This is a genomic window from Listeria tempestatis (assembly GCF_963575625.1).
Classification (GTDB): Bacteria; Bacillota; Bacilli; order Lactobacillales; family Listeriaceae; genus Listeria; species Listeria tempestatis.
The window spans coordinates 47,289-58,841 of record NZ_CAUYTK010000014.1; the positions used below are offsets into that span (position 1 = coordinate 47,289).

At 40.2% G+C, this 11,553-nt stretch carries 9 protein-coding genes; all 9 read right to left on the reverse strand.

All coding sequences use genetic code 11. The annotated features are described in order from the left end of the window. Positions 1-1,740, reverse strand: coding sequence for a thiol reductant ABC exporter subunit CydC (cydC, locus tag R8923_RS12965; RefSeq protein ID WP_485873174.1), 1,740 nt, complete (start codon positions 1,738-1,740; stop codon positions 1-3). After that, positions 1,740-3,461, reverse strand: coding sequence for a thiol reductant ABC exporter subunit CydD (cydD, locus tag R8923_RS12970; protein WP_485873175.1), 1,722 nt, complete (start codon positions 3,459-3,461; stop codon positions 1,740-1,742). The genes cydC and cydD overlap by 1 nt, the downstream gene beginning before the upstream one ends. Next, positions 3,461-4,474, reverse strand: a complete 1,014-nt coding sequence (gene cydB, locus R8923_RS12975; protein ID WP_485873176.1) for a cytochrome d ubiquinol oxidase subunit II — start codon at positions 4,472-4,474, stop codon at positions 3,461-3,463. The genes cydD and cydB overlap by 1 nt, the downstream gene beginning before the upstream one ends. Beyond that, complete coding sequence (locus R8923_RS12980) at positions 4,461-5,864, reverse strand: cytochrome ubiquinol oxidase subunit I (RefSeq protein WP_485873177.1); 1,404 nt, start codon at positions 5,862-5,864, stop codon at positions 4,461-4,463. The genes cydB and R8923_RS12980 overlap by 14 nt, the downstream gene beginning before the upstream one ends. A 425-nt stretch (positions 5,865-6,289) precedes the next feature. After that, positions 6,290-6,772 (reverse strand): tRNA adenosine(34) deaminase TadA, encoded by a 483-nt coding sequence (gene tadA / locus R8923_RS12985; RefSeq protein WP_485873178.1) that lies wholly within the window; start codon positions 6,770-6,772, stop codon positions 6,290-6,292. 65 nt (positions 6,773-6,837) lie between these two features. Beyond that, positions 6,838-8,784, reverse strand: a complete 1,947-nt coding sequence (locus tag R8923_RS12990) for an LTA synthase family protein (RefSeq protein WP_485873179.1) — start codon at positions 8,782-8,784, stop codon at positions 6,838-6,840. A 75-nt stretch (positions 8,785-8,859) separates the two neighbouring features. Continuing rightward, a complete protein-coding gene (gene modA, locus R8923_RS12995) occupies positions 8,860-9,630 on the reverse strand; it encodes a molybdate ABC transporter substrate-binding protein (RefSeq protein WP_485873180.1) in 771 nt (256 codons plus the stop codon). A gap of 5 nt (positions 9,631-9,635) precedes the next feature. Then, a complete protein-coding gene (locus R8923_RS13000; RefSeq protein ID WP_485873181.1) occupies positions 9,636-11,108 on the reverse strand; it encodes an AcpB/EbpR/MafR family transcriptional regulator in 1,473 nt (490 codons plus the stop codon). A gap of 250 nt (positions 11,109-11,358) precedes the next feature. Beyond that, on the reverse strand, positions 11,359-11,553 hold a 195-nt coding region (locus R8923_RS13005), incomplete at its 5' end, for a hypothetical protein (RefSeq protein WP_485873182.1).

The window sequence follows — 11,553 nt, forward strand, 5'->3', positions numbered from 1 at the left end:
TTATAACTGAATTGGTCTGTCCAGTTCGTATAAACGCTTATAGCGCGGCTCACTAGCCATTAGTTCCGCATGCGTTCCTTGCATTAAAATTTGTCCATCTTCTAGGAAAAGCACCGAATTCATTTTTTCGGCACCGACCAAATGATGTGTGACCCAAAGAACGGACTTCCCTTTCAGTGCATCAAAAATTGTGTGCAATAAGTCGCGTTCAGTGATGGGGTCAAGCCCAACAGTTGGCTCATCTAAAATTACGATGGGTGTATTTTGAAGCAAAATCCGAGCAAGCGCAATCCTCTGACGTTCCCCGCCCGAAAAACGCGCGCCCATTTCGGACATTTGCGTCTTATAACCGTTTGGCATGCTCATGATAAAATCGTGCATTTGCACTTTTTTGGCTGCCTCGTATACTTCTTCTGCGGTGGCATTCGGATTCCCAAGGCGAATGTTGTTGAACACTGTTGTGCTAAAAAGATGTGCTTTTTGATTTAACATCGAAACAACTTCTGGTATTTGTGGTCCGAGGTCAGCTGGGCTTGCGCCGTTCATTGTAACTTCGCCATCAACTGGCAAGAGTGCACCTTGAATTAATTTTAGGAAAGTTGATTTCCCCGTGCCGCTTCGACCGATAATCGCGATTTTTTCGCCTTGTCGCAATTCAAAATTAAAATTTTTCAAAACAAAAGAACTTTTTTCATTGTATTGAAAGGATATGTTTTCTGCTCGCAATGTGACGTCTGTTGTTTCAATTTTTGCTTTCTGCTTAGTCTCTGCATCAAAATTAGGTAGTGTTGTGTCTTCGATTTTATCTAGCCGCTCAAGTGAATCTTGGTATAGCGATTTGTCACTTACAGCGCTTGAAACAGGAACAAAAGCTTCACCTAGTGACATGATGGCAAGTGTAAATGCTGCGATTAGCGTACCAGAAATGGCGCCATCACTCACTTCATTTGTACTCCAGTAAACCATTAAGATGACCATAACGCCAACAATTAGCTGGCTAAAAAAATCGCGCCAGTTTACAAAATGAAATTGCTTTGTTTCCACCTTTAATAAAGCTGACTCATCATCCTCATACCCTTCAATTAAACGCTTCTCACGTCCGCTAAACATCCAGTCACTAATCCCAAAAACAGCATCAGTAAATTGGCTATAGAGACGGTTTCTACCTTGCTTCAAATAGGCATTTTTCCCGCGCGCATATAAAATTGAAACGCCTGGCAACACGAGAACAAGTACACCGATTAAAACTAAAATTAAAATGGCAAATGGAATTGAAAAGTAGCCAAGCGCAATCACAACACCAGCATATAAAAATAAGCTAATGAGTGCCGGTAGCATTGTCGTCAAATAAAAATTTTGAATATGTTCAATATCATCTGCAAGTATTCCTAAGATGTCACCCGTGCGATAACGGGATTTAAGAAGTAGCGCCTGCGGTTCCAAAAGCCGATACAATCTAACGCGCATTTTTTCCAAAATCCGTAGTACTAAAGAATGGCTGTTTAGGCGTTCTACGTATTTTGAGACTGAGCGCAAAATTCCGAATGCGCGGACACCAACACTTGCCACATATACGGCCATAATCGATTCTGGCATTAAAGAAGATTTTGAGATGAGATGCCCCGATGTGAACATGAGAGCCGCCCCCGCCGAAAATGTTAGTACGCCAAGGAAAATAACAACTAAAAAGAGTCCCAAGTTTTGCTTAATATAAGGACCAATCCAACTATTTTTTAGCATTAAATCTCCTCCAATTGGGCTTTAATTAGGTCATAGTAGAATCCTTTTTTTGAAACAAGCTCGGCATGCGTTCCCGTTTCTACAATTGCCCCTTTGTCTAAAACGATAATTTGATCCATTTCGAGCATCCAGTGCAAGCGATGCGTCGCAAAAAATACTAGCCGATTTTCAAACAAATCAAGCATCGGCTGTTTAAGTTCATACTCTGTTTCAATATCCAAATGCGCAGTGGGCTCATCCATGAGCACGATTTGTCGGTTGGATAAAAACGCGCGTGCAAGTGCAATTCGTTGTTCCTGACCGCCGCTTAAAGTCCGCCCAGCTTCTCCAACTACCGTTTCATATTCCTCGTCCAAACTTTCAATGAAGGCCGTTAACCCGGCCGCTTTTGCCGCCATTCTCACAGATTCATCCGTTGATTCTGGATGATAAAATTTAATATTGCCAGCAATTGTGTCATGAAATAAATACGGATGTTGCGGAATATAGGTCACCTGTTTTTGCCATGCATAGTCGTGTAGCGTAACAGGTGCGCCGTCAATTTGGATTTCGCCAGTCGTTGGTGCTAAAAAGCCGCTTAAGACGTCAATCATCGTTGATTTCCCAGCGCCAGTTGCACCGATAATACCAATTTTCTGCAAACCAGAAACGGCAAAATCAGCTTGGGCTAGCGATTCTTGATGACCATCCGCGTAATTGACCGTAACGCCTGCTAAATTCAGCGTAGAAGTATTTGTGTATGCAGGCGAAGCCGTTGCTGTAATTTTTTCTCGTTCCTTTTTCCCCTTATCAATAATGGCTTGAATAACTCGCCCTGCTTCTTGGCCATCGAGCGTTGCGTGGTAATCAGACCCAAGCTCGCGAACGGGCAAGAAATATTCTGGTGCTAAAACTAATATCGTGAGTGCTGGTCCGAGTAGAATGAGCCCGTCGATTAAACCAAGTCCTAAAAATAAGGCTACAACAGCGATGGAGAGCATTGTAAAGAAATCGAGTGCAAACGAAGACAAGAAAGCTACACGTAATGTTTTCATCGTTGCTTTTCGGTAGCTAGAGCTCGTATCTGCAATACTTCTTTCATGGCTATGGCTTAAGCCAAGATATTTCAAGGTTTCAAGCCCTTTTAATGAGTCGACAAAATGATTCGACAAAATTCGGTAGGATTCAAATTGCGAGTCGGCTTGTTTTTTGGCTGCTAAACCTAAAATAATAAGGAATAAAATTAAAATAGGGAATGTGAGTGCCAAAATTAAAGCGGACTTTCCGTCTTGTGTCAGCACATAAATCCAAATCATCACTGGTAAAATCACCATGTTGATAAACTTTGGTAAAAACAGCTCGATAAAACGCCTAAAGTCCTGTACGCCTTCCATGACCATGGTTACAACTTTCCCAGTTCCCTCTTCGCGCGTAAAACGTGGGCCAAGGACGAATAAATTTTCAAGCAATTCTTCGCGCATTTTTTTCCCCGTATCAGAGGCGAATTTATACACAATAGCTTTTTTCCATACATTTAAAAAATGGCGTACAAAAAGCGCTCCCGCAAAGAAAGCCATTTGTAACGCCACTGTAGACAAGATAGCGCCATTAAAGAGCTTTGTTATAGCCCCTGAAAGCGTGCTTGCCATTACGATAATTGCCGCGCCTTGAACTAATGTCAACGCGGCAAGAATCGCAAGTATTTTTTTTATACCTTCGTACTTAAAAATATCTCTTCCCATTAATACGTCATTTTCTCCTTACTCGAAACGCGTTTGCGGAAAACATAATAACTCCAAATTTGATAGCCGAGTACAAACGGTAATAATGTCACCGATACAATGGTCATAACTGTTAAGGAGTAATGTCCCGAAGCTGCGTTATGAATGGTTAAGTCAAATGCAGAATCAATTGAGCTAATCATAACACGAGGGAATAGCCCTACAAAAATAGTCGCAACTGTGAGCGCTAGACCCAAGCCGCCAAATGTAAATGCCAGTCCATCACGAACTTTCCATAGGAAGAAGGCACAAAGTAAGTACATCACGACTACGATACCAATTAAAGTTGGCACGAGAACTGGGCGAGCTTGGAAAATGTCTGTATAGAAGAAGGCTAAGACAACGAACACCACTAAAACGGGAACGGTGATAAACCAAACGCGTTTAGCCATGCGACGTGCGCGGTCTTGAATATCTTCTTCTGTACGAAGTGTAATAAACATTAAACCGTGAAGTAAACAAAGCATTGTAACCGTTATGCCCCCCCAAACTGAGAAGACGGTAATGTAATCAAAGAAACCTGCATACATATCCATATCGCTATTAATTGGCATACCCTGTACTAGGCTTGAGAATAGGACCCCTAATAGGAATGGCGGTAAAATACTGCCGAAAAAGATAACCCAATCCCAAAATTTACGCCAAGTGGCAGAATCTTTTTGACCGCGGAATTCGAATGAAACACCACGTCCAATTAAGGCTAATAAGAAAACAACTAACGGGACATAGTAACCGCTAAACATCGTTGCATACCAATTTGGAAATGCGGCAAAAATGGCGCCACCAGCTGTAAGTAACCATACTTCATTGGCATCCCAAAACGGGCCAATTGTATTGACTAATACGCGGCGCTCTAAATCATTGCGTGCCATGAAACGTGTAGACATCCCTACACCAAAGTCAAATCCTTCTAGGAAGAAGAAACCGACAAATAAAACTGCGACAAGTAAAAACCATAACTCATTCAGTGACAATTTTGTCGCCCCCTTTATCAAATGGATCAACAGAAGTAGTCTCTACTTTATTTTCACCATAAGGTCCTTTTTTGATTTCACGAATAAATAAATAAACAAGTACGATTAATAGTAATGCGTAAATCGTTGAAAACGCAATAATTGAAAATAGTAATGAACCGGCTGATACGTTTGGCGAAACAGCGTCTGCCGTTTGCTGATAACCGAATACTACCCACGGCTGCCGTCCAATTTCTGTCATAATCCATCCCATTGAATTGGCAATGAATGGGAATAAAATCATTGGGACCATTAAACGTAAATACCATCCCGTATTCTCAAGTTTTTTACGCCAAGCAAGAATAACACCAATTAGTGCTGTTAAAATCATCACCATACCAGCTAATACCATAATGCGGAAACTCCAAAATGAAGTTCGTACTGGCGGAATATAATCCCCTGGACCATATTGCTCTTCGTATTGCTTTTGAAGCGAATTCATACCCTCTACGGAACCGCTGAAAGTAGAGTAGGACAAGAAGCTTAGCGCATACGGGATTTCAATGGACCAAGTATTTTTTTTGTTAGCTACATCGATACCGGCAATCATCGTCCAAGGTGCTGGGTCGGCAGTATCCTCCCATATACCTTCAGTTGCTGCCATTTTCATCGGCTGCGTTTTAACCAAATATTGGGCTTGTGAGTGTCCGCTGAAAGCTGTTCCAAAACCGCCAATTACAGCGATAACAAGGGCGATTTGGAAAGAGCGTTTAAAGAATGCCACATCTTGCTTTTTAAGCATTTTGTATGCACTGACACCTGCAACGAAAAATGCGCCTGTTGCAAAAGCACCAAAAATAACGTGTGGAAACTCAACTAATAATTGACCGTTTGTAATAAGTGCCCAAAAATCGTTCATTTCGGCGCGACCATTTTTAAATTCAAAGCCAACTGGATGTTGCATAAACGAATTGGCAGCTAGAATCCAAAAACTTGAAAGGATTGTTCCAATTGATACAAGCCAAATACACGCTAAATGTAATTTTTTGCTGAGGCGATCCCAACCAAAAATCCATAAACCGATAAATGTTGACTCCATAAAGAATGCTAGTAAAGCTTCAATAGCTAGTGGTGCTCCGAAAACATCCCCTACAAAACGGGAGTAGTCGGACCAGTTCATTCCAAATTGAAATTCTTGAATGATACCAGTTACCACACCTACTGCAAAGTTAATGAGAAAGAGATGCCCCCAAAACTTTGTCATTCTTTTATACACTTCTTTACCTTTCACAACATATAATGTTTGCATGAGCGCAACCATAAAGACTAGGCCAATGGAAAGCGGCACAAATAAAAAGTGAAAGATTGTTGTTGATGCGAACTGAAAACGGGCTAAAAACAAAGTATCCACCCTTTTTCCCTCCTTTTTCTCTGTTTTAAATCTTTTTACGTTCTCCCTTAACCGAATTTGTGAAAAAACAATTTGAAGATGCCCCGTTAGTTGTTATTTTATTCACAAGCGTATGTAAAATCCCCAAAAATTGTCAACAACCTGATTTCGCGTAAGACTTTTTGTATAAACTTTGATTTTTCTTCATGCTGACTTCTCTTTTTTCGGTTAAAGCAGAGTTTTCTAAATTAGAATAAGTTCTATATACAGTATATTTTATCCTATTTCTGCAGAAATTCATTTAGTTCTTTAGTAGTCTTTTTCCATTTTTTTATTTTAATATGTAATTGGCTTGTAAAGTATTGGACTCACTATACATTCGTTTTTGTTATTTTGTTCACAAAAACATTTGACTAGCTATTTTAACCCAAATTAGTATAAAAGAACTATTCGTTTTCATTTTGTTTTGTTATTTTCTTACGCTTTCTTAGCTCTCGGAAAAAATCCGTCAAAAGCGCACCCGTTTCTTCTTCCAAAAGGCCTCCCTCTACTTCACAAACATGATTAAAACGTTCATCTTGCAAAAGATTCATTAACGTTCCCGCGGTTCCTGCTTTTGGATCTTTTGCGCCGTAATACACTTTGTCAATTCGCGAAAGCAAGACGGCGCCACTACACATTGGGCACGGTTCAAGCGTTACATATAATTCTGCTCCTGAAAGGCGCCAAGATTTTTGATGGCCGCAAGCATCTTGAATGGCTATCATTTCAGCGTGCGTTACAGCATTTTGACTGGATTCTCGCAAATTATGCCCACGACCGATGATTTTTCCGTCTAGCACAACTACGGCACCAATTGGGACTTCGCCGATTGCGGCCGCCTTTTTAGCCTCATTTATCGCTTCTTGCATAAATCCATTTTTATCCAAAAACGCACCTTCTTTCTAATTTGAGTGAAAATGACCCTAGCTATAGCCAGAGTCATTTTTGTGTTCTATTTTATATCTGACGTCGAAACTTTATAATCCACTTTTGCTGGATTTGGAATTTTGAAATCTTCACTCGGCTCATAAAAGCGCAACAAGTCACGTTGCATGATGTCATCCGAAATCCGCAGAGCTGTTTCGGCGTAATGTTTTCTTTCCGTTATTCGACTATTTTCTTCATCTGTTAGCTCTTCCACTAATTCGCCTGTCCGCGTGCGGTAAATAGCGGAACCAATTTGAGCGAACTCGGAAGTAATAACATCACCGTTTCGGAATACAACTGTATCAGTTGGCTTATCAGAAAGTAAACTATTCCCGAGTTGCAAGTATTTCGAGCCGTCAATGCCAAGTAAATGTTGCACAGTTGGTTGCACATCAATTTGCCCTGCTTGCGTCGTAATTTCTTTTCCTTTGATACCTGGCGCATGAATGATAAACGGCACACGTTGCAACTGCGCCTTATCAAACTCCGTCAACTCTTCCTTCCCAAGAAGCGGCGCGAGCGTGTCTAGACGCGATTTTGAGATTCCGTAGTGGTCGCCGTAAAGAACAAAAATCGTATTTTCATACAAGCCTTCTTTCTTCAAAGCATCGAAAAATTCCTTAATTGCCTCATCTGCATAGTGTGCGGTCGAAAAATAGTTATTGATAGTTTCATCTTTAGTTCCAGGATTTGCAAATTCCACATCTTCTTTAAAAACGGGATACGGAAAATGGTTGGAAACCGTAATGAATTTTGTTTGGAACGGCTCTGGCAATTGCTTTAACATAGCTACCGACTGCTCATAAAACGGCTTATCTTTTAATCCGTAGTCCGTTGAGTTCGCCTTTGTCACATCGTAGTAGCTTGAATCAAAGAAATAATCATAGCCAAAACGCTTGTAGGCGTTATTACGATTCCAAAACGAGCCAATGTTGCCGTGGAAGGCAGCTGATGTGTAACCTTGTTCATTCTTCAAAATTGTTGGTCCCGCCTGAAATTCATTCGTGCCGCCGTAGGTCGAAAATGCCGACCCTTGAGGAAGCCCAAATAGCGAGTTCTCAATCAAGTTTTCTGCATCACTCGATTTTCCTTGCCCCGTTTGGTGATAGAAGTTGCTAAAACTAAACGAGTTTTCACTATTATAAAGTTGATTTAAGAACGGTGTTACCTCTTCGCCGTCCAATTTGTAATTGATTAAAAATTGTTGAATGCTTTCTAAATGCAAGTACACAACATTTCGTTTTTTTGCAACCCCAAAGTACTCATTATCCGTACTCGTGCGGTTCGTATTCACAAAGTTTTCAGCCTCAGCCGTGTCCGAGCTATCCGCTTGAACGCGCTTTTGCTGAGTTTTCATGTGCTTCATCCCGTCATAAGCCGTGAACGTATTCACGCCCAAATATTTCACAAGATAGCGCTGATCAAATGTCCTCGTAAGCAACTGCGGACGATCAATTTCTGCTAGCGAAATATTTAAAAGAAGTATCCCTAGGCCTAAAATAAGAGGAATAAGTTGAAACTTAAACGTACGACGTTTTTCCGCATATGGCTTCCCGTATTTGATTAGCATAAACGTGATGAATGCAAAATCAAGCCAGTAAAGAATATCTTGCCATTTTAATAAGGCGAATGCACTTCCGTTTAGACCTTCCGAAACATTGCCAACATTCGTCATCAAATTGACGGAAAGAAAATCGCTAAATTCGCGGTAATAAAGTACGTTCGCATAAAGTAACATGGAAAGGGCAAAATACACAATAATAGCAACTATTGTGCGTAGCTTTCGGTTTGGAATCAAAAAGACTAAGCTAAATATAATAAGTGCCATCGCAATTGGATTAATCAGTAATAAGAAAATTTGAAATGCGCCTTCAACGCCTAAATTAAACTCCATAAAATAAACAATTTCCGTTTTTAGCCAAAACGCAAAAACTGTTAGTAGTAACAATCGATTTGAAAGTAATTTCTTCATCGTCATCTCCTCATAAAAAAATTCGAGTTATGTTTATGCTATCATTTTTTATAAGGCATGTAAAACAGAAACTAATTAGTCAATAGTTTCAAAACCATACTCCGCCAAAATTTTCTGCCCCGTTTCAGAGACCATGTAATTCAAAAAATTTCTCGCTTGCGTAGGAGCATCCGTATCCCCCACCACACCCGAATAATATCCAATCTCTGAATGCAAACCATCAGGTACACTTTGCAACACTTTTACATCTTTACTGATTAAAGCATCCGTTTGATAAACAAAACCCGCTTGCGCGTTACCCGACGCAACGTAAGCAAGTGTTTGGCGAACATCCGATGCGAGGACTAACTCCTCTTTTAGCTCGTCATAAACGCCTAAACTTCCCATCGTTTCCTCTGCATATTTCCCGGCAGGAACAGATTCCGGGTTGCCAATTGCAATTTTATCGAGCGACATTAATAATTTGGCAATATCTTGCGTATTCGTTTTCACTGCATTTTTTTTGGGCACAATTAAAACGAGTGTGTTTCTAGCAAACTGCTGTTTATTCGTTGTTTGTGACATCAAATCATCAATATCCTTTTCGCTAGCAAGTAGCACGCCATCAATTGGTGCCCCGCTTTTTACGCGCTCTTTAATTTGGCCAGACCCGGCAAAATCAAAAGTTAGCTTAACATCTTTATGCGTTTTTTCATAATCTGCTTTTACATCCTCCATCACATCTTTTAAGCTGGCCGCAACGGAAATGTGCAGTTCCACTGGCCCTTCGCTAGCCGTTCCCGCCTGATCGCCACAGCCAGAAAGCGCAAATAAAGCCGCAAAAATCAAAATACCTATTTTCTTCATCTTAATTACTCCTTTTTATTTTGCTCTTTTTGAATGTGTCGAATCTTTTTTCGGATGTTACGCCAGTCTCGCTCACTAGGGAAATAGTTAACTTCCACTACTTGAATACCGTCATACTGTGCTGTTGCAAAATCAGCAAGAACAAAATCAATGCGTTTCTCTTTTAACTGTTCCGCTACAATATCTGGTTCTGTCATTTCAAAAAGCTCCACCTGATCTTGAAATCTTGAAGCAATAATGCTTTTCAAAAAGCGTGTATTGCTGACGCTTAACTGCGAAGAAACCAAAATACGCACTGGTTCAATTTCTTTTCGTTGCTCCATAACTAAGCCTTCCCAAAGCGTTCCTAAGAAAAAAATGACCGTTTCGGCTTTCACACGCGGGTCTGCGATATTTTTTACTGCTTTTCGAACGGCCTCACAAAAACTTGGAAACTCCTCTTCTAAAACGCCCGTCACATAACCCCTTTTTGATACAATAAAACTATCAAACTCAACAAATTGCTCTAAATATAGCAAATAACATAAAAGTTGTAGCAAAATCTCATTTTTATTGCTCGGATAAGGATGCCCGTAGTAAACCACAATACTCTCTAAAATCGCTTCACTCTGCAATAATTTTTCCGGCGCATGCTGTGCAAAGAAACGAAGCGACGCCTCAATATTCGCTTTTCGCTCATAGCCCAACCCCTGCAACTGGAACAACTTAATACCGTAACGATCGCCCTCAGACAACACGATCCCTGTATCCCTCTCTAGTTGTTTAAAGCTATTTCCTAAATCATCCTCATATTCATAAAACGGGATAGCAATTTCTGCCATATCAATGAAATACCCCTGCCTTATCCGTTCAATACAGACTTGCAGCCAAAAAAATCGTTCCTGTCGCTGCGGGTAAACAAAACGGTAACCCACGCAAGCTTCATGCGCGCTAATATAGGCATCAAGCGCTTCTCTGTCATCTGCTTTAAACGGCCAACGCTCTAAACCGAAAGCAGTGTAAAAAAGCTGCGAGAAAAAGTAGCGCACTTGTGCCTCATTTCCTGTTATATAAACTGGATTAATATTAAGTTCCACCCCATAAACTTCCATTTTCTTTCGAATACGATGAATCAAACGGTAAAGCGAGGAAGGACTTGTAAACAATTCGTCAGCCCATTCTTCAACCGTCCAATTTTGTGTATAAAAAGAACCAAGCAAAAGTTTTATAGAAATACTACGTTGCATAAAATATTGATATAATTTATCGACATGCGCATTTTCAGGTGTTTGAATTTGAATCCCTAATTTCCGAGATGTAAAAAGTGTCCACCCATCCATTAAGTCATTTTGAATTGCAGCAATGTCATTATTTAACGTACGTTTCGAACAATCCAATTGTTCAGCTAAATCCTCTAATTTGTACCACTGATTGTCAGCGATAAGAATTTCTAGAAGTTCCATTCTCCTTCTGGTACTCTTTTCGAGTAAAGTTCGCATGACACTGCCCCCATTATCATTTTTTCTTTCCCCATTATTATATCATTTTAGGCAAACGCAAAACATTATTTTTCATTAAAACAAAAGAGTCTAAAACATAATTAAAAAAGAACCAAAAATCAAGCAATGCGCATTTTTAATGATAGCATGGTTGCTTGATTTTCAGTTCTATTATTTTTCGTCAAAAAATATTTTAGGGCTAATAAAAAAATGGGCGGATTTTAATTTTCATAAGGGTTTGTTAACACTTTTATAGCTTGATACTCCCCCGTTTTAGTTGGGCGATAAGTATGCCTAAGTTAGCGACTACTTTATTCGCTTGCTTGTCCAGTGCCCGAACCGCCGCCGCTTTGTTATCACTTAACTGATACTTAATATCTTCAAACACCATCTTGGAACTCTCGTAAATATTGACCGATGCTTTGTTTAGGGCGATGACATTTTG